The sequence below is a fragment of the Sorangium sp. So ce693 genome (assembly GCF_051521375.1).
Classification (GTDB): domain Bacteria; phylum Myxococcota_A; class Polyangia; order Polyangiales; family Polyangiaceae; genus Sorangium; species Sorangium atrum.
Map to the genome: position 1 here is coordinate 2308928 of NZ_CP150347.1, position 22752 is coordinate 2331679.

Below are 22752 nucleotides of genomic sequence, written 5' to 3' on the forward strand. Positions count from 1 at the left end.
GGCGTCTCCTGACGTGCGCCGCCAGCACAGGGCGGTTCATCGAGGCGGCTCCGGGTCTGGCGCATCGAATCGGTACCAGAACAGCGAAGTCCCGTCTCGCCCCTGGCCGAGCCCGCTTTCCAAGGTTGCGTTGCCGCCGATCCCCCCGGTGCCGGCTTGTCCGGGCGAGACCGTCGAGTTCTCCAAGATGGCCACCGAGGCGCCCAGGGAGCCGATGCCGAGCGAGTGGCCGCCAAGACCACCGCCGGCATCGCCCCCGCGGCCGCCGTTGCCGCCATCGCCGCCGGCGCACCCTCGCGACGTGTCGGTCAGAAGCTTGTTTCCGCCGAGGCCGCCGCCGGCACCAAAGCCTCCCCACTGGCCCGTTCCGCCGACCCCGCCGTCGCCGCCCTTGGCCCCGAGGACCGTGCTGGCGTCGACCGTGAGGGAGCTCCCCTGCAAGGCCACGATCCCGATGCTCGCACCGCCGTAATCGCCCCCTTTGCCCCCCTTGCCGCCGCAGCCGCCGCTGCCCCCCGATCCGCCGGCCGCACCGCCCTGGGGCCGACCCGCCGGACACGCGTTCATGGCGTCGCGCCCTTTGCCACCGCCACCCCCGCCGCCGCCCTGACCGACGCCGCCCGGCTTCCCGTTCTCCCCGCGGGGGCCGACCCATCCCTCGACGCCCAGGAGGCCGGCGCCTGCCGCTCCGGCAGCGCGCTCCGCGTCGGAGCCGTCTGCTCCGCGGCCCCCAACCGTGCACGGCATGCTCGACGCGCCGGTGCCAGCCGAGCCGCGATTGTCCGGAATCTCGACCGGCTCCGGCAGTCCTGACGTCCCATCATCGCCCGTCTCGAGGCCTCCATCGCCCCCCTGGCCACCCGTCGACTCGATCCCCTCGCCGCACACGGTCACGACCGGAAGGGCGCCCGGCGCCATGTTCGCCGTACACGCATCCACGCCGTCGTTCCCCAAAGCGCCGGCGTCCGCCCGGTAGTTCGGCGCGTCCTCGCCCGGCTCTCCATCCTTACCGTCGCCTGCGAGGATCTCGCTCCCCCGCACGATTGCCCTGGCTCCATAGCTCAGGAGCATCGCGAACGACGACTTGTGGTCGCTCGCGGAGGCGTCGGCCGCCACGGCGCGCACGCCGAAGATCACCGACGTCGCGTCGTCCCCTGCGTTGACCGCGTCGTCCCCTGCGTTGACCGCGTCATCCCCGCCGAGGACGCGCACCGGGATCCCCACGGGCGGAGCGATGACGGTCGACGCATTCGGCCCGATGCCCGACCATTCATACGACCAATCGCCGCCGTCATTACAGAGGCGGCTGCCCCAGAGGTCGACCCCAGAAGGCAGCGAGATCTCCTCCTCGAACAAGCCGCCGCACGCAACCACGCGCCGGGTCGGCGCCTCGCCGTGGTCTCGTCCGCTCGCGGCGAGCCCGATCGCATGCTGCAGGGACTTCACCGGCGCGCCCTTCGTGCCGGGGTTGCTGTCGTCACCCGACGACGTGCTGACGAACACCCCGCATTCGTCGAGCGCCGGCGCCGTGGTGGGGTCGCCGTCACAGAGAGACGTCGGCGGTGTGAGGCAGAGGCGTCGGTCGTAGCAGCTATCGTCGTAAGCGCACCCGGAGAGGCCGGCCGCGCCGACCGTGGAGACGGTGCTTACAGCCAACAGCAGCCGCATTCGTCGCGGTTCGAGAAGACGCATGTCCTGGCCCCCTGGTCACCACGCGCCGTACGCAACGAGGCCGGCCTGTGTCGGCGCGACCGTCGGCACCAGCGCGACCCGAGCTTTGGTGGGTTCAGCCTGCAATAAAGAGAAGTCCGTGAAGAACGAAGCCAGAGTCGCAGCGCCCACCACACCGCTCGTCACCATCATCGCCGTGCCGAGCCCGGCGAAGAGATCGCGCTCTCGTTGGAGACTCGTCAGCTCGCCGCACGCGGAGGGTTTCGGCGTTCCCCGACATACCCCTTGAGAGACGCCCACGGCGTCGAGCTTCGCGTTCCGCTCGTCCAGGTCTCCGTCGGCGGTCCTCGCACGAACCAGGAAGACCGCACCGAGCGAGCCTGTCGCCAAGGTCAACCCGATACCGGTGATGCGCAGGGCGCCTGGCCAGGATGTCCAGGGGCTGGGCGGCCGGCCCCGCGCTGCAGGCGACGAGCTCCTGGTCTTCGGCGTTTCCTTCGGTGAACCCGGCGCGCTCTCCGGAGCTTGGCTCACCGCCATATGCGCCAACGGCATTCTGACGTTGTACGCCGTCGCGGCCACAGCCCCGAACTCATGGAAACCATCCTGGCGGCCCGGTGCGCGGGCCCGCACCATGCGTTGGCCGGGCTCCAAAAACAGCTTGTACGTCCGCGCGACCCGGCCTACCCACTTGCCGTCGACGAGCACCTCGGCGTCCGGCGGATCGACCGAGAGCACGAGTGTCGCGACGTGCGATGTTGCCTCGCGCTCTCCTTTCTCGAATCGTAGCTGAAGCGCGAGCGGCAGCGCCGTGCGCTGCTCGAGGCTAAAGGCCAGGTGCTCGGCGGCATCGCGGTACTTGCGCAGCGCGAGCTCGCAGAGACCAAGCTCGCCGGCGAGCTCGGCGCGCTCTCGCTCCGTGCTGGACGCTGGGTCTGCCGCCTCCAAGGCGGCCTTGTAGGCGGCGTATGCCTCGGTCCACTGCCCGGCGTTGCGTGCGCTGCGACCGCGGCGAACATGGTCCTTCACCGTTGCGCCGTCACGTGGTCCTGGCGCCGGATAGGCGTCCTCCGCGCTGGCCGAGCTCGCAGCGCCGGATGCGGCGAGGAGCGCAGAGAAGAGCAGAGCGCATGCGGAACATCGCATGGTTGGACGGTACTCGCGCCAGCCGCGCGGCGTCAACGAGAGCGAATCGATGCAAAGTGGCCCTGGCAGTGGCAAATTGCGTTCGAGTGCGGCAATGCGATCGCCTCCTCGCGGCAGCGAGGGCTCGATCGCCTGAACGCATGTATCGGTGCCACCTGGTGCTACCGAAGTTGCCGCTCCTTGCACTTTCCTGCACCGTTTCGAGCGGCGCAGGGATGCTACCTAACCGTGGGCAAGCCAGCGACCCATCTCCTCAGCTTCAACCGCTTCCGGCGCCTGGCCAGGCTCCACGGCGTGCCGGCGCGCGACGCCGAGGACGTCGCGCAGAACGCGCTGCTGCGGGGATTGGAAGCGGCGAGGCGGGTAGAGCTGAGCGGCGATCCGGCGCGGTACTTCGTCACGATCGCCCTCAACGAGGCACGGAAGCACAGGCGGAACGAGCGCCGCCGCGGAGAGGTGCTGACGTCGTTCGAGGAGCGCGATCCCCGAGACGAATGCCCCACGCCGGAGGAACTGCTGCGCTTGCGGCAGCGGGAAGAGCTGACCCGGGATTTGCTCGACCGGATCGGCCCCAAGTACCGGGATCTCTTGGTCAAGCACGAGCTGGAGGGGACACCGCTCTCCACGATCGCCGCCGAGCTGAACGTCCCGTTGGATACAGTGAGGGCGCAGCACCGCCGGGCTTGGGATCGACTCGATGCAGCTTCAAAGCGGTGGAGGGCCCGGCAACCCGCGCACGGTAGGGACGAGAGCGCCTGCGTTCCGCTGGTGCTCGGGCTGGACCGCCGTGCGTCGTGGACGGCCTGGCTGCGCCGGCTGGGCGTGAGGATCGTCGTGCAGGGTGCGTTCGTCGTCTTGACCGGCGCGCTCCTCTCGGCGGTGCCGCCGCTGCCCAGCGCGGAATCGTGGCTGCACCCGGCGGCATTCCGCGCACCGGGGCGCGCGCCCGCACCAGACGACGTCACGGCGCAAGGCTCACGTGACAGCGCGCATTCCGCTGCCTCGCCCGCCGCGCCCGAAAGCGCTTCGCCGGCGGCGACAGGCAGCGCGCGCGCTGAGGCTGTGGCGAGCAGCACGCCCGCGCCCTCTGTGGCGACAGCACCTCGTATCTCGTCCCCGGGGCGCCCCGTGTGGCCAGTGGTCACCGCACGCGAGATGCGCCTGATCAGCCAGGCCCGAAGGGCCATTGAGGACAGCGACGGAGAGGGCGATCACGAGGCGCGCCTGCTGCTCGAAGCCCATGCGCGGGAGTTTCCGCGCGGTCGGCTCGCAGCGGAGCGCGAAGCGCTGTTCAGGCACATTCGCTGAATCGTCGGCCGTCGATCGACGGCGAGCTGACGGTGACGCTGATGGTGTCTTCAGACCAGACAGCACAGGGCCGAGATCTGTCTTGCGTAGGAATGCTTACGTCCAGGAGGAAAATTGCTATGGAGGACATGCTGGGTGCGATGTGGCTCGCCTCGCCGCTCGGGCTCGCGATGATAGCCTGTGTCGCGATCGGCTTCGCGGTCACCGCGCGCGAAGCGCTGGGACGCGAGCGCGGGCTTCGCGAGGCGCGCGAGCACGCGCATGACGACGAGGAGGCAGCCCTCATCGATGCGAAGGAGAAGGCAGTGGGGGACCGGGACCGATGCCGGCGCCTTCTGGACTGTCACGTGGATGCGGCGCTCGCGGAGCCGACAGATGCCCGCGCGCGCCTCGTCCCCTGGCCAGGAAGGGTCCTCGAGTCGTTCTGCGCGACGACGCCTTCGTGGAGGAGGAAGCTGGCCGAGAGCACGGGGTTGGAGCCGAGGGAGGTGGAACGGTTGCTGAGGAGCGACCTCCCGATGACGCCCGGCCTTGCCCGGCAGCTGGAGGCCTTCACCGGCACGCCGGCGCGGTACTGGGAGCGCCTCTGGCAGCTGCACCACGACCACCGGACGGACGCCGAGGAGACCGTGGTGATCCAGGTCGGCGAGCCCGTCACCAAGCGCGAGAGCGCGGCGCGTCCTGCGTCGTCGCCGGCGCAGAGCTCGACGCCGCCGACGCTACCTCCCCGCGCGCTCGACGTTCCTCCGCCTGTGGTGCTGTCGCCCGAGCTCGCGGCCATGAGCCCGCGCGCGAAGCTCCCGCCGCCGCCGCCGCCGCGCCTTAGGTCGCCGCTCCCTGTCCGCGCCACCACGGGGACTGAGCCCGCCCGGCGCGCTGCCACGCTGACGAGCTTCCCGGTACAGCGTGACGAAGGCGGGCCGGGTTCCGCGAACATTGCCGATTGGGAGGACGTAGAGCGCTCTCCGCTGAACACGACACTTCCGGGAGTAGGGAGCCATGGGTGAGCGCAGCCGTGCCTCGCCTTCATCATAGGGTGCGATTTCGCAAGGGGGGTAAAGTCATGGATTGTCCGGATGAAGGAAAGCGCGCTGCGGCGTACGCGCGCTTGTTTTGCCCGATGCTGGTTCGTGCCGTGTTGCTCTGGTTGGAGAGGATGGGGGTCCCTCAGTGCCAGCGTGGCGACGTCGCGGGCCAGGTCTGGCTCAACGCTTGCGAGAGCTGGCCCAGGTTCGATCCGAAACGCGGCAGGCCGGAGCGCTGGTTGAACGCGATCACCGTACACGTTGCCTCCCACTACCATGAGCGTGCGCGAAAGCGCAGGGAGGAATTGGTCAGTTCGATCGAGGTGCTTGATCCAGCGCCAGATGCTGCTGCTGTGATGGAGTCCGACAACGTCAGGGCCAGCACCATGGATGCCGTGAATGAGCTCGATCCGGTGCTGCGACTCGTTCTCGTGGCACACGATTTAGGCGGAGTTTCGATGGCCCAGATCGCCCAAGATGCAGGGCTGCCCCTCTCCACGCTTTACAGGCGACGGGCACGGGCCATCGGTGAGTTGCGTAATATCCTTATGCTTCGGGAAGCCGGCGAGATCTCTCCGCGGGGAGTGGGCCTGCAATGAGCGTCAAGGGCCTGGTTGTTCACTTCCGGCGCGACCTGGATGACGACGAGGCGGAGCGAATGATCGACGCTCTGATGCTGCTGAAGGGCGTCGCCAAGGTAGCATCTGTCAAGGCCGGTTACGAAGACGAACTGAACCGGCAGCGGGTCAAGCGAGAACTGCTAAGCAAGATTGATGGGCTTCTGAGGGATGACGAGGCCCCGATCTAGCTGCCGACGAACCCGCGTCATCGTGGCGTCGACGCAAAAGGCCCGCGGTGCCGCCATCGGGCCGCGCTCGCAGGCGACGCTGGCGCACGGACGACGTCGTGCCGCTCCAGGCGTGCGACTCTGATCACGATGCGCGAGTCGAGCGCGGCGAATCGACATCGTGTAGGTTCTGCACGCACACGCAAGGGGTCGCGCTGGATTCCATTCCCACAAGAGATGGTGTTCACCGTGCGCAGTTGAAGCCGGGCGGACGCGAGGGATCTCGGCGAGCCTGCGACGTCGGCCGGCAGCCCCATGGTCTCCCACGCGCTCGACGGGTGCAGGGCCCCAACATGGCGCCCGCGTTCAGCGTCGCCATGCGCGGCCCGGATCGGCGCGCGAGGCGCCCTGGGAGACATTTTCTCGGGAGACAGTCGGAGGCGCCAAGCTGGCCGATCGCGCGCGCCATCGTCCGGTCTGCCCGGTCTGACGTGAAGGGCCGCCGCTGGCGCTTGGCCTCGCGCCCGTCACGGGCGCGGGGAGCGTGGGCGGCGTCACGGAGGCGAGCCGACCGCCGCGACGCCGGCCCGCTGGCGTGGCGATGTCGCCGTCCGTGCGCCAGCGTTGTCCGCCTCCCGGCCCGGCGTGGCGCCGTGGGCAGGACGGCGCTCGACTGCGTTGGCGGAGTGTTGGCGACCACGCGGCTGGAGCTACACGACGTCGCCGATGCGTGGCCGTGCCGCGCGCGGGCGGCTCGTCGGAGCGCGCCGTGGGGCAGGTCGCGGTCACCGCACGCTGACGGCCGAACGCCTGGGGCTGCGCACGATGCCGCCCGTGCAGCAGCGTCGCCCGCCAGCGCGGCCCGACGACCGCGCGTCGGGGGCCGCCAGAGCGCGAGGGTAGCTGCTCCTGCCATATACAAACCTCGGTTGTTGTGTGTTTCGGGTTCGGGACGGAGCCTGAACGAGAGCCCGTGAGGAGGCCCGAAATGGTAATTCTGACGATCCGGTATCTCGTCGCGAGTTACCGGGATCTGGTCAGGTGTGGAAACCGCTCTGATGACGCGCAGTTAGACCGCTTCGAAGGAGCGCCCGAGGGGCCAATTTGGGGGGGTCGCGAAGGGGTCGATTTGGTAATTTTGCGCGGGGTCGGCTGAGGGGCTCCGGCGAGCCGCCCACCTCCGTTTTGTTGCGTACGCGTGCCACAGGGCGGCGCGCGACGGGCACGACCGCGGGGCGGCCTGACGCGGGGCGCGAACTCGGCGCACGGGGCCGCGGAGCTCGTCCAGGCGGGAGGCTTGGCGCAGGCGCAAGGCGGAGCTCGCCCAGGTGGATGCCATCGCGGCTCGCGACCGCGGCGTCGGGCGAGCTGGCCCCGCTCGACGGCCGGGCCGTGGGACCGCCCGGGGGGGTCACCCAGCACACCGAGGTCACGTGACCGGGCCCCAGCGAATGCCAGTCAGGTCACGGTGCCACGTGAGAACCGGCGTCCTCTTGGTCGCGCACTACATCAGACTTTAATGCCGTCGCCCTCGCCAGTAGCCGACTCTTGTACTGTGCTTTAACGCTCTTTAAAGTTGAACGGAAAATGAAGGCTTCGCTCTGGCAGGTTTGTGGTTCGGTGCTTTTGTAGACGCATGAGCTCGCGGCGCTGGTACGAGCTCGCGTGCGGAGTTGTCCGCGCGCCGAGCCACGTCCTGGAAGAGTGTTTCCAGATGAACAAGCAAACCCGGTGCCACCTGCGCGCGATCGCACGGCTGCACCCCGAGATCGGCAACCTGTGTGATCAGCTTGAAGCGCCCTGGAACGCCGTGCGAAGGATCGCGCACGCGCCGGGGGCGGCGGAGCAGTGGGAGCGCGCGGCGCAGGTGCTCGGTGAGCTCGTGGAGAAGCGCCGGGCGACGGCGCCGCGCCGGTCGAGGCTGGAGGCTGTGCGCCTGGAGGCGCTGAAACGAATGGGACCGCCGATGGAGGGGGGAGGAAAACTTGAAAGCAGCCTGCGAGCCGCGTGGGAGGCGGCGGAGCGCGGGACGCGCGCGGTGCCAAGCCCACGTCCGGGTGATCGGCATGCTCCTCTGCGGTGAAGCGCTGCCCGGCGGGAAGTGCGCCAGTCGAGCACATAAAGCGGCGTCGCGTTGCACTTCCGCCGCGTACCTCACCCGTGCGTGCCTATCGCGTCCGCTCGCCGATCCTATTCACGGCGCGGGCGACGCTGGCGCACGGGCGACGTCGTGCAGCTCCAGGCGAGGCCGTCATCAACGGCGGCCTGCCCACGGCGAGGCCGAGCGGGATCACGCTCGCGACGTCGGTGGCGCACGGGCGATGTCGTGCAGCTCCGCTCCAGGCGCACGCCTCAGCGCGCCGTTAAGGGCGACCTGTCCACGGCGAGGCGAGTGGGATCGCGCTCGCGGCGTCGGTGGCGCACGGGCGATGTCGTGCAGCGCCAGGTGCGGCCGCCATCAACGGCGGCCTGCCCACGACGAAACCGCCGGCCGGGCTTGCGGCGACGGTGGCGCACGGGCGATGTCGCGCAGCTCGAGGTGCGGCCGTCACCAAGGGCGGTCTGCCCACGGCGAGCTCGAGCCGGATCGCGTTCGCGCCGTCGGTGGCGCACGGGCGATGTCGTGCAGCGCCAGGTGCGGCCGTCATCAAGGGCGGCCTGCCCACGACGAAACCGCCGGCCGGGCTCGCGGCGTCGGTGGCGCACGGACGATGTCGCGCAGCTCCAGGAGCGCGGCTGTCAGCGCGCCGTCAATGGCGACCTGCCCACGGTGCGGAGGCGGATCGCGCCTGCGGCGACGGTGGCGCACGGGCGACGTCGTGCAACTCCAGCTGCGGCCGTCATCAACGGTGGCCTGCTCACGGCGAAACCGTCGGCCGGGTCCGCGGGCGACGGTGGCGCACGGGCGATCTCGTGCGGCCCCAGGCGCGCGGCCGTCAGCGCGCGTCGCCGCTGCCTACCCGCGCCACCATGAGGCGCCGCGCTCGCGGGCGATGCTGGCGCACGGGCGACGTCGTGCAGCACCAGTCGCGCGCCCGTGGGGGGGCAGTCGGTGCAAGGGCGTTGACAAGGACTCGCGCGTCGCTGGCAGATGCGCAATGGTGCACGCTCTGGACGGTACAACCCACGTCCATTGTGATGCTCTCGCCTGGATTCCGTTTGACGCCCAATCCTGTCGTTGCCACGTTGTCCGTTTGTTGCGGAAGGGGGGAGGAAGACGATGCGGACGACATACCGGCGAATCCTATCAGTGGCAATATTCGTGCTCGTGCTCGGTGTCGTTCCGCCGCAGGCAGAGGCATCCGAATTGAGCGCCGGCGTTAGCTTCGGATGGATCCAAGCTGGCACCGCTCCGCGCCTCGCAATAGGCCCGCATGCGGGGATTTCGTGGCATATCAAGAAAGACATTTTGTTCAAGGTTCACGACCTGTGCAGCGTCGTGCCACCTATCCAGATAGGCGGGGCCGGCGTTTACAATCACACCTCCGTCGCCGTCGGATACGCATGGAAGGATAGCGATTTTAGCGCGGGGCCATCGCTCGCGATCTACTTCATGCCGGCCTGCGGCGACACCTTATGTGGGCGCGTTGCCGGGACGGCAGTAGGCGGACATGCGCAAGCCAACGCGTACATTGCTGGACCGCTGGGCGTGTCGGCGATCGCTGCTGTCGACTGGGTCGGCGGCAGCAGCCTTGTACTTCCAGATCACGTGTCAGCAGTCGTTGTTGTCGGCCCCGTACTTCGATGGCGTGCCAAGTGAGTCCCAGATAGAGCCACGTTCGGCTGTTGCCACCACCAAGAAATTGGCAGTTTGCAGTAGGAGCACCGGATGATCTCAAAGAAAATTCTTGGGATGTTTCTAGTCGTCATCGGTTGGGCGTTGGCGGCATGCAACTGGACGGTCGGAGACTGCTATCCTCGCGAGGAGTGGGAAAGGGGTGCAGGCGCGAGCGCTCCAATCGGACCACCCGAACCCATTTTCACGTCCAGCGCAGCGGGTGACTTCAGGGTTGCGCCGCCAGGAGAACCGCAAGGTGCCGGAGAGCGTGAGACCCAGTGTAATAAGACGGAGAGCTCAGAGGAGAGCTCAGAAGAGAGCCCGAGGGGCAGCTCGGAGAGTTCGACAGACAGCACATGCTCAGGGCCCGGCGACACCGCAGGGGACGGACAGACATTTATATTCTGTAGCGATGCGTGTGGCTCGAAATGCCCAACATCCGGAGTAAACGGCTTTTCTCAAACAATATTTAATTTTGTAACTAAAATCGAAGATGACGGAACCCAAACTCCGGGAGGTTGGCAGGAGGCCGCCGTGGATTTCAAGATAAAGCGATGGGTCGATGTCTATCCTGAATTCTGGTCATGTAAGATGACGATTGGTGTACCCTTGCGAAATGAGGCTCAGGGGAAGATCTCGGCGGAGTTGGCTGCTGCCATAAGTGCCAAAGTGTCGTCGACGGCCTCTCGCAAAATAATGAAATCCGATATCCACATGCCACAGGGGATCTTTTGCTTCAGATTCACTGAAGAGATGAAGGTTAGAATGCCCGAGGCTGTGAAGGGTGCCAGGGTCACAAAGCCATGAAGCACTCGAGCAAAGAGTTGGTCGAGGTGGCATATCGATATTACCCACGTGGGGTCTCGCGCGAGGACCCGCGCTACAAGCGGACAGAGGAATATGGACGGCTGGCGGACGCCCGTCGTCGAGCCGGAGCCGAATGTGGCCGTTGGCAAGGCATGCTAAATCGGATCCATGATAAGTTTCCGGACCGTTCCTTGATTGACCGTTCTATTCATCTTCCCACGGGAAACTACGACGCCTGCTACGCCGGTCACCTCTCTGTCGAAGCAAGCGCTCCAGGGGAGTACAGTCATGTGATAGGGTTCATGGTGAGTCTATTGGTTTCCTGTTACGTCGTTTACAGCCTGCGGACCGTTGACGATCTCGAAGAAATCGAAAGGATCAAGGTGCTTAATGCGATGCCGTCTCGCCACGTAAGCGTCTTCGCTCATGACACGCATTACGTCCTACCTGCCTGGATGGGCAAGCTGGTCAGGCTGGTCAAGCCCAACCTTGTTGAGCCACCGCTTCCGCTAGAAGCTAGACGGCAGGATCTCAGTTTCGATCTGTCGCCGGATGAGCAGCCGTACGCGACTTGGATCGCGCAGGAAATTGAACGCACCTGGGGATACGAGCACATGCCGCCACTCGTCGGAAAGCTCATCATACCGGACGTAGCAACCGACAGCCGCCTCTTGGGAGAGGCCACGCTCTACGATTGTCTGTTCTCAGACAGCTGGTAGGAACACCGTCGAAGCGGTCGGCGTGGCGCTCTCAAGATCTCAAGTGGATTCACTCTCCACATTGATGGTTGGCATGTTGATAGTTTGAAAGGTGTCCGAGTCTGGATCGACGCAGCGCGCAGCGTGGGGGCTGTTCGCCGACTGAGCGGTTGACGCAGAGCGGTCAGCCCTGCGAACGTTCGACCGAGGCGACGGCAGGTTCCGGCGAGCCGAGGTAGTCACGCGCAGACATGGTCGGCGCAGGGAGCGCGGCGACGATCGGGGACGGCGATGCGATGGGCGAGGGGGCGGGCAGCGCAGCGACGTTCGGCGCAGGGCGGAGCGCTGGCAACTCCTGCGCCCCGTGCGCCGCTGATATCTGCGATGGATCGCGCCATGTGGTCCTGATCTGCTTGTCCTTCGTTGCCTCGACTTTCGAAGAGAACGACCGGATTAGTGCTCGCTGGATGTCTAGCGGCAAAACGTCCCACTCGTCGACTATCTGTTGGACGTAGGCGTGCGCGTGCTTCCGAGTCTCGGCGGTATCGTTGCCTGCCGTTTCCTTGAACTCCGCTTCCTTCGCCTCGATCGCTGCAAGCGCGTCGTCGAGGCGATTCAGCTCCATCTTCACGTCGTCGACGGTGAAGAGACCCTTTGCAACAAATTCCACGACTCGCTGTCGCGAGGTCTTGATCTCGCGGCGCTGGGCGGTGAAATCTGGCTTCTCGATCTGGCGCGGCGGTCTCGTCAGCGAAGTGAGGAGCGAGCGAGCAAACGTCAAGAATTGCTCGCTTGCGGCGGCGTCCGCGTCCGGCTGGCGAACCCACGCGCTGAGCTTGCACCGGACGCCTTTCTCTTTCTGCTCCACATGGCCACGGCAGACGTAGTAGCCCACCTTGTTTCGGCCTTTGCGGTTCACCGGAACAGCAGCGACGCTGCCGCCGCATTCCGCGCAACGGCAGAAGCCGCGCAGCAAGTGGTTCGCTGTCGCAGACGTGGCCTGGGGCTTCCTCCCGCGACGACGGCCTCTCAACGCAAGCTGAGCGTTGTTGAATGTCTCATCGTCGATGATCGCCTCATGTGCAGGGATCCACTCGGCCGGAAGTTGCACGACGCCGCGTGTGGCGCTCGGCCGCACGCTGGTCTTTGCGACACGGCCCGTGTAGGTTCGGTTGCGCAGCGCGGTAAGAACCCAGGCGCGCCCGAACGCCTTGATGCTGCCATACTCCTGGCGGAGCCGCTTGGCGGTCTCGAATACGCTATAGCCTTCAAGGCAGAGCGCAAACATGCGACGCACCACCGCGGCGTGATCCGGAACCACCCGGAGGGGGAGCGGCGTCTTCGTCCCTTTGGGCTTCGCCTGGCGTTCGTAGCCGAACGGCGGATGCCCTTCGACGAAGTACCCTTGGACGCGCAGGTGCTTCCGCCCCCCTTCGGTTCGCTCCTTGATCCGACGGCGCTCCTGCTCCGCCCCGACCGCCCAGTTGGCGAGCGTGTCCTCTGCCATCGGCGAGCGCGAATCGAACCCCTTGTCAATGGCGACGAACACGGCGCCCTTGCGCATGATCTGCCGAACGTTCTTGACAATGAAGACCACGTCGCAGCCGAAGCGGTCGATGTCCGTCACGATGACCATGTCCCCCCGGCGGACGTCCGCCAAGAGCGCGGCGACCTTCTTCCGGTTCGCCTCGTTCTCCTCGCCGCCGCTCTCTACCTCCGGGAACAGGATCGGCGCCGGCAGGGAATGGATCCGGCAGTAGTTGCCGATCTTCTCGGCCTGGGCGTCCAGGGAGACGCCCGCGATCTCCTGCTCCCTCGTGCTGACGCGCGGGTAGCCGAGCGTCCGCCGGATCGCGGCGTTGGGGGTTGCGTCTTTCATTTGTTTCGCCTGTCTGAAAGGTTGATCGTAGTTCAGTCCGCCCGGCTGAGCAAATCGCCGGTTTTGGCCGGAATTTCGGCCTCCCATGCGAGTACTAAAAGTTCCGCTACTCTGCGCAGGAGGCGTCCCTGCCGGGTCTTGCTCGTCAGCGCGCCGTCCTGCGCCACCACCGCGTCGCCCAAGCTGGCTGACCGGCATCGCTTTAAGATCTGTTTAAGGAGCGCCCCCGCCGCCCGCTCCCATAGTTCCTCCGTACGGCGAAAGCACCCGCCGAACGGAGGACCTCATGCCCCGCTCCATTGTCGCTCCTTTCCTCTATGCCGTTGCTCTCCCCGCCGTTCTTGCCGCCTGCGGCTACGTCGAGATCGCCCCGTACGGCACCTCGGGTGGCAGCGGCGGCGGTGCTGCCGTCGCGGGGAGCGGCGGCGGTGCTGCCGTCGCGGGGAGCGGCGGCGGTGCTGCCGTCGCGGGGAGCGGCGGCGGTGCTGCCGTCACGGGGACCGGCGGCGGTGCTGCCGTCACGGGGACCGGCGGCGGTGCTGCCGTCACGGGGACCGGCGGCGCCGGTGCCGGTGGCGAGGATGCTTCCTCGACCGGCTCGACCAGCACATCGACCGGCCCGGCGCCGGCTCCCTCCTGCGCTGCCGCAGAGTGCGCCGTGCGCATCGCGGAGGGCGCTCCGAACTGCGCCATCACCGCCTCCGGAAAGGTCTTCTGCTGGTGGCGCGGAGTCTTCCGGCAGGAGCGCTTGGCCGGCCCGGTTGAGCGTCCGGGCCTCGGCGACGTCGTCGCGGCGTCTAACCATCTCATGCACATGTGCTTCCTCCACGCTGACGGGCGCGTCTCCTGCCATGGTTCGGACATCAACGGGCCGCTCTTGCTGCGCAGCATTCCCGAAGAGGAGATCAGCGAGGTGCCCGTCGTGCTTCCGGAGCTCGAGGGGGTCGTCCAGCTCTCCGTGGGTTACGGGTATGCCTGCGGCGTCCTCGGCTCGGGCAACGTCCTCTGCTGGGGCGACCCCTTCTCGCCGTTGCTCGGCGTCGAGGGCGCCGGGCGGATGGAGGCGCCGGTCCCGGTCACGGTCACCGGTGTCGACGACGCGGTGCAGGTTGGGGCGAGCCACACGCACACTTGCGCGCTGCGGGGCACCGGAGAGGTGGTGTGCTGGGGACGGCTCACCACCGGTGAGACGACGGACACGGCCGTGCGCGTCGAGGGCGTCGAGGGCGCCGTCGAGATCGCGGCCGGCTGGTCCAACGACTGCGCCCGCCTCGCGACGGGCAAGGTCGTCTGCTGGGGCAGCGATGGCTCCTCCTCGCACACCGAGCCGGTCGAGGTGCCCGGGCTCGACGATGCGATCCAGGTGAGCGCCGGGTACTCCCGGTACTGCGCGCTCCGGCAGGGCGGCAGGGTCGTCTGCTGGCGGTTCTCCGCGAGGATGACACTGGAGGCAATCGACATCCCGGAGGCCGTTCACGTCACTGCCGGCTACAAGGAAGCCTGCGCCGCCCTCACGAGCGGCGAGATCGCCTGCTGGCCCACGAGCAACAGAGATGCCTACGTGTTCGGGCTGTAGCCTCGGCGCTCTTGTACGGGGTCGTCCGGACACCGTCGCCGCAGTGGAGCCCAAGCGCGCGCGCCTCGCCTCGTATTACCGCGCTCTCACTTTGATGCCGAGGGGTGGGGCGACGAGGGCAGATGGGATGTCGCCTCCTCCGGCGACGGCGGGTACACCCTGCGGAGCGTCGCGACCGGCAGGTCCCTGGTAGATCTGGCGGGATTTCTGACATGCGGAACGATGGAGCCATCGCTCATCTCGCGCTCCGGCGCGATCCTGTTGAAGCGGTCGGAACCGAACGTCCCTGAGCGTCAACGAAGGGCATGGCCTGCCCGCCTACCTGCGCAGGAGGCGCCCCTGCCGGGTCTTGCTGGTCAGCGCGCCGTCCCGCGCCACCACCTCGCCGGTGATCAGGACGGCGCGGATCCCCGACGGCGGCGCGTCGGCCCGCCGCGGTGTCGTGTTGTCCGCCACCGTGGCCGGATCGAACACGACGAGATCCGCCCAGTGCCCAGGCAAGATGCGCCCCACGTCGCGGAGCCCGATCCGCTCGGCGGGCAGCGAGGTCATCCGGCGCACGGCCTCCTCGAGCCGGAACAGGCCGAGGTCGCGGCTGTAGTGACCTAACACCCGCGGGAACGTGCCGAACGACGCCGGGTTGTGCCGGCCGCGCCGGGTGAGGATCGCGTCGGTCTCGAACGCGCAGAGCGGGTGCGAGAGCACGGCCCGGAGCGGCTCGTCGTGCGCATCGACCCCCGAGTACGTGTTCAGGAGGACGCGCGCCCTGCCGTCGCTCACGCGGGCGACGTGCACATAGGCGTCGAACTCGCTCGCGCCGAGGCGCCCCGCGATCGCCTCGAAATCGAGCCCCTCGAGCTCCGCGAGCTCCGGCGCTCCGCCCCAGAGCAGCCGGATGTCGGCATAGGAGAGCCCGAGGAGCCGCCGGAACATCGCGAACTCCCGCCGGAGCCGGCGGAGGATGGCCGGGTCGTCGATGCGGGCGCGGAAGTCGTCGAGCACCCAGGCGGGGAAGAGGGCGTTCACCGTGGTGTTGCCGACCGTGTAGGGGAACGCGTCGAAGGCGGCGTCGACCCCTCTGTCCACGGCCCGCTCGATCGCCCGGAGCACCCACGGCACCGTGGGCCACGTCCGCCGGCCGATGAAGATCTGGTGCGAGAGCTGGATCTTCGCGCCGCTCTCCTCGGCCAGGCCGAGCAGCTCGCGGACGGAGCGGAGGTTGTGCGGCGGGCCGAGGAGAAGCGGCCTGTAGAACGGCGATATCCACGTGTAGGCCCGGCCGTGGACCGTGAACACGCCCCCTTCGTCGGCCACCGTCCGTAGCAGCGTCAGGAGCTCGTGCCTTCGCGCGAAGACCCCGGGCGTGTAGGCCAGCCCGGCCGAGAGCCCGAACGCGCCCTCGCGGATCGACGCGCGCGCGAGCGCGCAGAGCGCGTCCATCTGCTCCGAGCTCGGGGGAGCGGCGCTGTTGCCCATGACCGCCTGGCGGAGCGTGCCGTGGCCGACAAGGAGCGCCGCATTGACGAGCAGCCCGCCGGCCTCGAGGGCGGTCAGCAGCTCGCCCATCGAGCGCCACCGGTAGGCGAGCGCGCCGTCCTTCAGGATCTCCGCGGAGTGCTCCACCAGCGGAATCGACGCCTCGGTGACCGGGGCAGGGGAATGACCGCAATTGCCGGCCACCACGGTCGTGATGCCCTGGGCGACCATCGGCGCGAGGACGTCCTCGTGGTCGGGCAGCGCGAGGAGCCAGTCGATGTGCGAGTGAACGTCGATGAAGCCGGGCGCGACGGCGAGCCCGCTCGCGTCGAGCGTCCGCCCTCCCGCGAGCGCGCCTGGCCCGGCGATCGCGGCGACCCTGCCCTTCTGGATCCCCAGGTCCGCCATGTAGCGAGGCTGGCCGCTGCCATCGAGGATCGTTCCCCGCGAGATGACGAGATCGAAGTCCATCTGCACGCCTCCTCGAGAAGCTCTGTCGCGGACCACGCGGAACCGTGGGAAGCCCACGGAATCGGGGCGTGGCCGTGCTGCGGAGCATGAGCTCCGCGCGGGCCGTGCGCTCCCCGATTCCTGGCTCGTTGGCCCTCGCGCCCCGGCGGACGCGCCCTTCGGCCGCTGCCCTGTCAGCACGAGGCCGAGCTCGCCTGTTCGCGTTGGCGTTCGCGTTCGCGTCGCGCGCCCCTCGCATGAGCCCGCCGGTGTGCAGCCCGAGCCCAGCGGCCTGCCCCGGCCGGGTCCAGGCCGCGTCGCGCAGTGCAGTTCGCTCCGGGCGACCCCGCGAGATCGCCTGGCCCCGCGATTGTATCTGCTGCTGTCGCAGTCCTGCGTCGGGTCGACTCGACCCGCGAGAGACCGGGGGAGTCCATGGATCGAACAGCGAGCGCGCCTCGAGGCGGGCGTCTCTCTCTGCGCCCGCTCGCCGAGCGGCCGCGGTGCAGCATCGTCATTCCCTGTTACAACGAGGAGCGCTACATCGAGGACGTCCTCCGCTGCGCCCTCCAGCAGCGTTATCCTCCAGAGCTCCTCGAGGTCTTCGTGGTCGACGGCGGCTCGACCGACAGGACACGGGAGCTCGCTGGCCGCGTCGCGGCCAAAGATCCACGGGTGACGCTCCTCCACAACCCCGACCGGATCCAGGCCGCGGCGATGAACATCGGCATTCGCCGGGCGCGAGGTGAGGTGATCGTCCGGATGGACGCCCACGCCGACTACGCGGGCGACTACGTGGCTGCGTCGGTCGCGGCGCTCCGGAGGACCGGCGCCCTCAACGCGGGCGGCGCGGCGCGGCCGCGCCACCGGAACGGCTTTCAGCGGGCGCTCTGCGTCGCGCTCTCGAGCCCTCTCGGCGTGGGCGGCTCGGCGTACCGGGACCCGTCGCGCGAGGGGTTCGTCGAGTCCGTGTTCAACGGGGCTTTCCGGCGCGAGGCGTTCGAGATCGCCGGCCTCTACGACCCGGCCGCCGTCACCAACGAGGACGCCGAGCTGAACCAGCGCATCATCGAGGCCGGCGGCGCGGTCTATCTGTCCCGGGAGATCGTCGCCTATTACTACCCGCGGTCGTCGTTCGCCGCGCTCGTCCGGCAGTATTTCGCGTATGGCAAGGGGCGCGCGCGCACGCTGCTGTGCCGCCGCAGGTTCCTGTCGCTCCGGCCGGCGCTGCCGTTCTGCATGGTGACGGCCGGAGCGCTGCTCGCGATCGCGTCAGCGCTCCTGCCGGCGGTCCGCCCGGCGCTGGCGCTCGCCTCGCTCGCCTATGCCGCGCTCGTGATCGCGGAGTCGCTCCGGCTCGCGCGGCGCGCCTCGCCGCGCGATTTCCCCCTGCTCTGCGCCATCTTCCCCGCTGTGCACGCCGCGCACGGGCTCGGCTTCTGGGCCGGCCTGCTCCGCGGCGCGAGGGGCGGCGCCGGCCGGCGCGAGGCCGAGCGCCTTCCGGCGCCGTGAGCGCGAGCCGCGCAGCGTCCCGGGTTCAGCGGCTCGAACGGCGGCGCGGCGCGTTGATCACCCGCGTTCGCTTTGGTATGTTTGCGCCGTGAGCGTACGCGGGACGTCGTTTGCATCGTTCTCCTCGGTCGCGGCCGAGCTCATCGAGCTGTCCCGCTTTTGCCATGAGCGCGGCTGGACGCCGGCCACGAGTGGCAATTTCTCCGCGCGGCTCGGCGACGGCACCCTCGCGATCACGGCGTCCGGGCGGCCCAAGGGCACGCTCGGCGTGTCGGACATCGTGGTCGTCAATGCGGACGGCCGCCTGACCGGGCCCTCGGCGGCCCGCCCGTCGGCCGAGACGGCGCTGCACTGCCAGCTTTACCGGCACGACAGCGAGATCGGCGCCGTCGCGCACACCCATTCGCGGGCGGCGACGGTGCTGTCGCGGCGGTGCGCGCAAGAGGGGTACGTGACCCTCTCGGGCTACGAGGTGGCGAAGGCGCTCTCCGGGATGACGTCGCACACCGCCACGGTGCTCCTCCCCGTCTTCGTCAACACGCAGGACATCCGGAAGCTGGCCGAGGACGTCGATGCGTTCATGTCGGCGCATCCGCCCGTGTACGGCTACCTCATCGCAGGTCACGGGCTGTACACGTGGGGCTCGGACGTCGCCGGCACCATCCGCCACATCGAGGCGATCGAGTTCATGCTGGACTGCGCGCTGCTGGAAGGAGGGTTATCATGAGCCGATTGCGGGTTTACCGGGAGAGCGACCCGACGAGGGCCGACGAATACACGACGCTCGAGGACATCGCCCGCGTCGCCGCCGGGGCGCAGATCCGCTTCGAGCGCTGGTCCGCCGAGCGCCCGCTGCCGCAGGGGACGGCGCAGGAGCAGGTGCTCGAGGCGTACGCGGGGCCGGTGAAGCGGCTCTCCGAGGCGTGCGGGTTCGTGACGGCGGATGTCGTGTCGGTGTCGCCGAGCACCCCCAACCACGCCGACCTCAGGCGCAAGTTCCTGGACGAGCACATCCACACCGAGGACGAGGCGCGCTTCTTCGTCGAGGGACGAGGGCTGTTCTGCATCCATCACGGCGAGCGCGTGCTCGCGTTCCTCGTCGAGAAGGGCGATCTCATCAGCGTACCGGCCGGGACGCGGCACTGGTTCGACATGGGGCCGGAGCCCTCGTTCACCTGCATCCGGTGGTTCTCCGACCCGAGGGGGTGGGTCGCCGAGCACACCGGGTCGGACATCGCGTCGCGCTTCCCGCGGCTCGAGGCGTGAGCGTGGCGGCGCTCCCTGCGCGCGCGGTGCTCGTCGACATCGAGGGGACGACGACCGACGTGCGCTTCGTGCACGACACGCTGTTCTCCGTGGCGCGCCGGGACATGGCCGCGTACGTCTCGGCGCACGCCGGGAGCCCGGAGGTCGAGGCAGCCCGGCGCGCGGTCGCGCGCGAGCGGGGCGAGAGCGAGCAGGCGGTGAGCGACGGCGAGCTCGCTGCGGCGCTGCTCGCGTGGATCGACCAGGATCGCAAGGAGACGACGCTGAAGGCGCTCCAGGGCAAGATCTGGCGCAGCGCCTACGAGTCGGGGGGGCTCCGGAGCCACGTCTACGCAGACGTGGCGCCGGCGCTGCGGAGATGGCGAGACCTCGGGGTGACGCTCGCCGTGTTCAGCTCCGGGTCCGTCGAGGCGCAGGAGCTCCTCTTCCGGCACACGACGGCCGGCGATCTCACCGGCCTGTTCACGGCGTTCTTCGATACGACGACCGGGCCGAAGCGAGAGGCGGGCGCTTACCAGCGGATCGCGGAGGCGCTCGGGCTGCAGCCGGGAGAGGTGCTGTTCCTGTCCGACATCGTGGCTGAGCTCGACGCGGCGGCGGCGGCGGGGATGCGCACGGCGCAGCTGCTCCGGCCGGGGACGGCGCGGGACGCGGAGAGCCGCCACGCCGTCGCGGAGCGCTTCGACGACATCGCGCCGTAGCTCGCCGCTCGTTCCGCTTGGCGCGTGAGTGAGCGCGGGGACATCCTTGGCGCGCATGCTCCACGGCAGACTGCTCGCCGACCGGTTCGAGGTGGTCGACCTCGCGGGAACGGGAGGAATGGGCACCGTCTACCGGACCGTGGATCGCGCGAGCGGCGATGTCGTCGCCGTGAAGCTGCTGGGCGATGTCGACGCCCAGGCAGCGGCGCGCTTCGGTCACGAGGCGCGGGCGCTCGCCACGCTCGATCACCCGCACGTCGTGCGTTACGTGACGCACGGGGTGGCGCCCACAGGGGAGCCTTACCTGGCGATGGAGTGGCTCTCCGGTGAGAGCCTCTCGGCCCGGCTGTCGCGGGGACCGCTGGACGTGGAGGAGAGCGTCGCGCTCGTGCGCGCGGTGGCGGACGCGCTCGGCGCGGCGCACGCGCGCGGGATCGTCCACCGCGACATCAAGCCGAGCAACCTGTTCCTTCCGGGCGGGGCCGCCGACCGGGTGAAGGTGCTCGACTTCGGCATCGCCCGGCTCTCGGGCGCCTCGGCGCGGCTGACGCGGACGGGGGCCCTCGTGGGCACCATCGGCTACATGGCCCCGGAGCAGGCCAGCGGGGAGCGCGCGCAGCTCGACGCGCGCGCGGACGTCTTCTCGCTCGGGTGCGTGCTCTTCGAGTGCCTGACGGGTCGTCCGGCGTTTCAAGGGCGGCACCTCATGACGATCCTGACCAAGCTCCTCCAGGAGGAGCCGCCGCGGGCGAGCGCGCTGCGGCCCGAGGTGCCGCAGGCGCTCGACGAGCTCGTGGCGCAGATGCTGGCCAAGCGTCCGGCGGAGCGCCCGGCCGACGGTGCGGCGGTGGTGCGCTGCCTCGACGCGCTCGGCGCCTCGACGGCGGGCGGCGCTCGCTCCAGCCTGGCCGCCGTCGAGCTCGTGACCGCCGCGGAGGTGTGGCTCTGCTCGATCGTGGCCGTCGGGCCGACGGACGTCAGCGCGCCGGCGTCGACGGCGATCGTGCCTGCCGATCGATCGCAGCGGAGCGCGGTCGCCGCCGTCCGGCACGAGGCCTCGCCCCTGGGCGCGGCCGTACAGGAGCTGGCCAGCGGGGCGGTGGTGGCGATCCTGGCGGCGGGGGCGGGCGCGGGCAGCGCGACCGACCAGGCGGCGATCGCGGCCCGCTGTGCGCTGCGGATCCGCGCGTCGGTCCCCGGAGCCAACGTCGTGCTGGTGACGGGGCGCGGCGAGGCGACGGGACGATCGCTGCTCGGCGAGGTCCTGGACAGGGCGGCCGCGCTGCTCGACGACGCGGCCGCCCGGGGCCGCCCGGGCCATCTCCGCGTCGCGGTCGACGCCGTGACGCGGGCGCTGCTCGACGCGCGCTTCGAGGTCGCGGAGCAGGACGGCCTCTCCTGGGTGGAGGCGGAGCGCGAGGTCGCCGACGGCGCGCGCAGGCTGCTGGGCAAGCCGAGCCCCTATGTAGGGCGCGCTCGGGAGCTGCGCAGCCTGCTCGATCTCGTCGAGGAGAGCTTCACCGAGCGGCGCGCCGCCGTGGCGCTCGTGACCGCGGCCGCGGGGGTGGGCAAATCGCGCCTGCGTCACGAGCTGGTCCAGGCGCTGCGGCCGCGCCACCCCGAGCTCGTGCTGGGCGTCGGCAGCGGGGACTCCATCGGCGCGGGCTCCGCGTTCGCGATGCTCGCCGGGTCGCTCCGGGGCGCGCTCGGGATCGCGGCCGGCGAGGCCCCCGAGGCGCAGCGGGAGAAGCTCGCGCGGGCCGTGGGGCAGCTGTTCGCAGGGGAGCAGCAGCGGCGCGTGGCCTGCTTCCTCGGCGAGCTGCTCGGCGTTCCTCTCGCCGACGACGGGCCGATGCTGCGGGCCGCGCGGCAGGACCCGGCGCACATGGCCGACCGGATCCAGGAGGCTTACCTGGACTACGCGCGCGCCGTGACGAGCGCGCGGCCCATGCTCGTCGTCCTCGAGGATCTGCACTGGGGAGATGCGCCTTCGGTGAAAATTTTCGATCACGCGCTGCGGGCGCTCTGCGAGCGCCCCTATGCGGTGCTCGCGTTCGCCAGGCCCGAGGTCCACGAGCTCTTCCCCCGGCTCTGGATCGAGCGAGGGCTCACGGCGATGCGGCTGCGCGAGCTGTCCGCGCGGGCCGCCGAGCAGCTCGTGCGCGGCGCCCTGGGCGCGTCGGTCGAGCCGGGGACGGTGGCGGCGATCGTGGAGCGGGCCGCGGGCAACGCCTTCTACCTGGAGGAGCTCGTCCGGGCCGTGGCGGAGGGGCGCGGCGGTGCGTTGCCGGAGACGGTGCTGGGCATGGTCGAGGCGCGCCTCGCGGCGCTCGAACCCGAGGTGCGGCGGCTGCTCCGGGCGGCGAGCGTCTTCGGGGACGTCTCGTGCAAGGGGGAAACAATTTCCACACGCAAAAACAATAATGAATGGTTCCGAGATGTTGGCCGCTGTGCCTGGCAGCTGCGGCGGCACGCACGGTGAGGCCCGGGGGAGCTGTACGGGGCCGCGGGCGCGCACCCGTGCCGCTGCTGGCGGTCGCGGGTCGTCAAGCGCGCGGCTTCGGATCGCTGCGCCTGGGGCACGTGCTCGGGGCTGCGGTCGTTCACCATCCCGCAGCTCAACGACGAGGAACTCGGCGCGGCCGCCGTCGAATACATGGCGCCGGAGCTGA

The 22752-nt window shown here is 69.3% G+C and carries 18 protein-coding genes; 14 read left to right on the forward strand and 4 right to left on the reverse strand.

What is annotated here, in order from left to right; translation table 11 throughout:
- Positions 1-36: 36 nt before the first annotated feature.
- Both WMF14_RS08825 and WMF14_RS08830 read right to left on the reverse strand, forming a co-directional pair.
- Positions 37-1656: a hypothetical protein gene (locus WMF14_RS08825; RefSeq protein ID WP_437800016.1), complete on the reverse strand. Its 1620-nt coding sequence runs from the start codon at positions 1654-1656 to the stop codon at positions 37-39.
- 51 nt (positions 1657-1707) lie between these two features.
- Positions 1708-2700: a PEGA domain-containing protein gene (locus WMF14_RS08830; protein ID WP_437800018.1), complete on the reverse strand. Its 993-nt coding sequence runs from the start codon at positions 2698-2700 to the stop codon at positions 1708-1710.
- A 345-nt stretch (positions 2701-3045) separates the two neighbouring features.
- Here WMF14_RS08830 and WMF14_RS08835 point away from each other — a divergent pair, with 345 nt between their 5' ends.
- From WMF14_RS08835 to WMF14_RS08870, 8 genes are all read left to right on the forward strand, one after another.
- Entirely contained in the window at positions 3046-4125 is a 1080-nt protein-coding gene (locus WMF14_RS08835) for an RNA polymerase sigma factor (RefSeq protein ID WP_437800019.1), read from the forward strand.
- Between the two features lie 119 nt (positions 4126-4244).
- Positions 4245-5132: a helix-turn-helix transcriptional regulator gene (locus tag WMF14_RS08840; protein ID WP_437800021.1), complete on the forward strand. Its 888-nt coding sequence runs from the start codon at positions 4245-4247 to the stop codon at positions 5130-5132.
- A gap of 56 nt (positions 5133-5188) precedes the next feature.
- Entirely contained in the window at positions 5189-5749 is a 561-nt protein-coding gene (locus WMF14_RS08845; protein ID WP_437800023.1) for a sigma-70 family RNA polymerase sigma factor, read from the forward strand.
- Positions 5746-5958: a hypothetical protein gene (locus WMF14_RS08850; protein ID WP_437800025.1), complete on the forward strand. Its 213-nt coding sequence runs from the start codon at positions 5746-5748 to the stop codon at positions 5956-5958. Before WMF14_RS08845 ends, WMF14_RS08850 begins: the two co-directional genes overlap by 4 nt.
- Before the next feature lie 1693 nt (positions 5959-7651).
- On the forward strand, positions 7652-8020 hold the full coding sequence (locus tag WMF14_RS08855) for a hypothetical protein (protein WP_437800026.1): 369 nt from the start codon (positions 7652-7654) through the stop codon (positions 8018-8020).
- 1167 nt (positions 8021-9187) lie between these two features.
- Positions 9188-9697, forward strand: coding sequence for a hypothetical protein (locus tag WMF14_RS08860; protein WP_437800028.1), 510 nt, complete (start codon positions 9188-9190; stop codon positions 9695-9697).
- A gap of 69 nt (positions 9698-9766) precedes the next feature.
- Positions 9767-10522 (forward strand): hypothetical protein, encoded by a 756-nt coding sequence (locus tag WMF14_RS08865; RefSeq protein ID WP_437800029.1) that lies wholly within the window; start codon positions 9767-9769, stop codon positions 10520-10522.
- On the forward strand, positions 10519-11241 hold the full coding sequence (locus tag WMF14_RS08870; protein WP_437800031.1) for a hypothetical protein: 723 nt from the start codon (positions 10519-10521) through the stop codon (positions 11239-11241). The genes WMF14_RS08865 and WMF14_RS08870 overlap by 4 nt, the downstream gene beginning before the upstream one ends.
- 163 nt (positions 11242-11404) lie before the next feature.
- On the opposite strand, the gene WMF14_RS08875 is transcribed toward WMF14_RS08870, so the two are convergent.
- Complete coding sequence (locus WMF14_RS08875) at positions 11405-13099, reverse strand: recombinase family protein (protein WP_437800033.1); 1695 nt, start codon at positions 13097-13099, stop codon at positions 11405-11407.
- Positions 13100-13385: 286 nt separating this feature from the next.
- Between WMF14_RS08875 and WMF14_RS08880 the strand changes: the two genes are divergently transcribed.
- Positions 13386-14675, forward strand: coding sequence for an RCC1 domain-containing protein (locus WMF14_RS08880; RefSeq protein ID WP_437800035.1), 1290 nt, complete (start codon positions 13386-13388; stop codon positions 14673-14675).
- A 318-nt stretch (positions 14676-14993) separates the two neighbouring features.
- Here the strand turns inward: WMF14_RS08880 and WMF14_RS08885 are convergent, their stop codons facing one another.
- Complete coding sequence (locus WMF14_RS08885) at positions 14994-16622, reverse strand: N-acyl-D-amino-acid deacylase family protein (RefSeq protein ID WP_437800037.1); 1629 nt, start codon at positions 16620-16622, stop codon at positions 14994-14996.
- Between the two features lie 414 nt (positions 16623-17036).
- On the opposite strand from WMF14_RS08885, the gene WMF14_RS08890 reads away from it, so the two are divergent.
- From WMF14_RS08890 to WMF14_RS08910, 5 genes are all read left to right on the forward strand, one after another.
- Positions 17037-18113 (forward strand): glycosyltransferase family 2 protein, encoded by a 1077-nt coding sequence (locus WMF14_RS08890; RefSeq protein ID WP_437800039.1) that lies wholly within the window; start codon positions 17037-17039, stop codon positions 18111-18113.
- Between the two features lie 88 nt (positions 18114-18201).
- Positions 18202-18840, forward strand: coding sequence for a methylthioribulose 1-phosphate dehydratase (locus WMF14_RS08895; RefSeq protein ID WP_437800041.1), 639 nt, complete (start codon positions 18202-18204; stop codon positions 18838-18840).
- A complete protein-coding gene (locus WMF14_RS08900) occupies positions 18837-19379 on the forward strand; it encodes a 1,2-dihydroxy-3-keto-5-methylthiopentene dioxygenase (protein WP_437800043.1) in 543 nt (180 codons plus the stop codon). Before WMF14_RS08895 ends, WMF14_RS08900 begins: the two co-directional genes overlap by 4 nt.
- A 2-nt stretch (positions 19380-19381) precedes the next feature.
- On the forward strand, positions 19382-20080 hold the full coding sequence (gene mtnC, locus WMF14_RS08905) for an acireductone synthase (protein WP_272101225.1): 699 nt from the start codon (positions 19382-19384) through the stop codon (positions 20078-20080).
- A 55-nt stretch (positions 20081-20135) separates the two neighbouring features.
- Positions 20136-22562: a protein kinase domain-containing protein gene (locus tag WMF14_RS08910; protein WP_437800046.1), complete on the forward strand. Its 2427-nt coding sequence runs from the start codon at positions 20136-20138 to the stop codon at positions 22560-22562.
- Positions 22563-22752: the final 190 nt, after the last annotated feature.

Coding starts and splice junctions, on each gene's coding strand:
- WMF14_RS08900 (WP_437800043.1), top strand. CDS start 18,837: ATGAGCCGATTGCGGGTTTACCGGGAGAGCGACCCGACGAGGGCCGAC.
- WMF14_RS08845 (WP_437800023.1), top strand. CDS start 5,189: ATGGATTGTCCGGATGAAGGAAAGCGCGCTGCGGCGTACGCGCGCTTG.
- WMF14_RS08910 (WP_437800046.1), top strand. CDS start 20,136: ATGCTCCACGGCAGACTGCTCGCCGACCGGTTCGAGGTGGTCGACCTC.
- WMF14_RS08850 (WP_437800025.1), top strand. CDS start 5,746: ATGAGCGTCAAGGGCCTGGTTGTTCACTTCCGGCGCGACCTGGATGAC.
- WMF14_RS08890 (WP_437800039.1), top strand. CDS start 17,037: ATGGATCGAACAGCGAGCGCGCCTCGAGGCGGGCGTCTCTCTCTGCGC.
- WMF14_RS08855 (WP_437800026.1), top strand. CDS start 7,652: ATGAACAAGCAAACCCGGTGCCACCTGCGCGCGATCGCACGGCTGCAC.
- WMF14_RS08865 (WP_437800029.1), top strand. CDS start 9,767: ATGATCTCAAAGAAAATTCTTGGGATGTTTCTAGTCGTCATCGGTTGG.
- WMF14_RS08875 (WP_437800033.1), bottom strand. CDS start 13,099: ATGAAAGACGCAACCCCCAACGCCGCGATCCGGCGGACGCTCGGCTAC.
- WMF14_RS08880 (WP_437800035.1), top strand. CDS start 13,386: ATGCCCCGCTCCATTGTCGCTCCTTTCCTCTATGCCGTTGCTCTCCCC.
- WMF14_RS08885 (WP_437800037.1), bottom strand. CDS start 16,622: ATGGACTTCGATCTCGTCATCTCGCGGGGAACGATCCTCGATGGCAGC.
- WMF14_RS08870 (WP_437800031.1), top strand. CDS start 10,519: ATGAAGCACTCGAGCAAAGAGTTGGTCGAGGTGGCATATCGATATTAC.
- WMF14_RS08840 (WP_437800021.1), top strand. CDS start 4,245: ATGGAGGACATGCTGGGTGCGATGTGGCTCGCCTCGCCGCTCGGGCTC.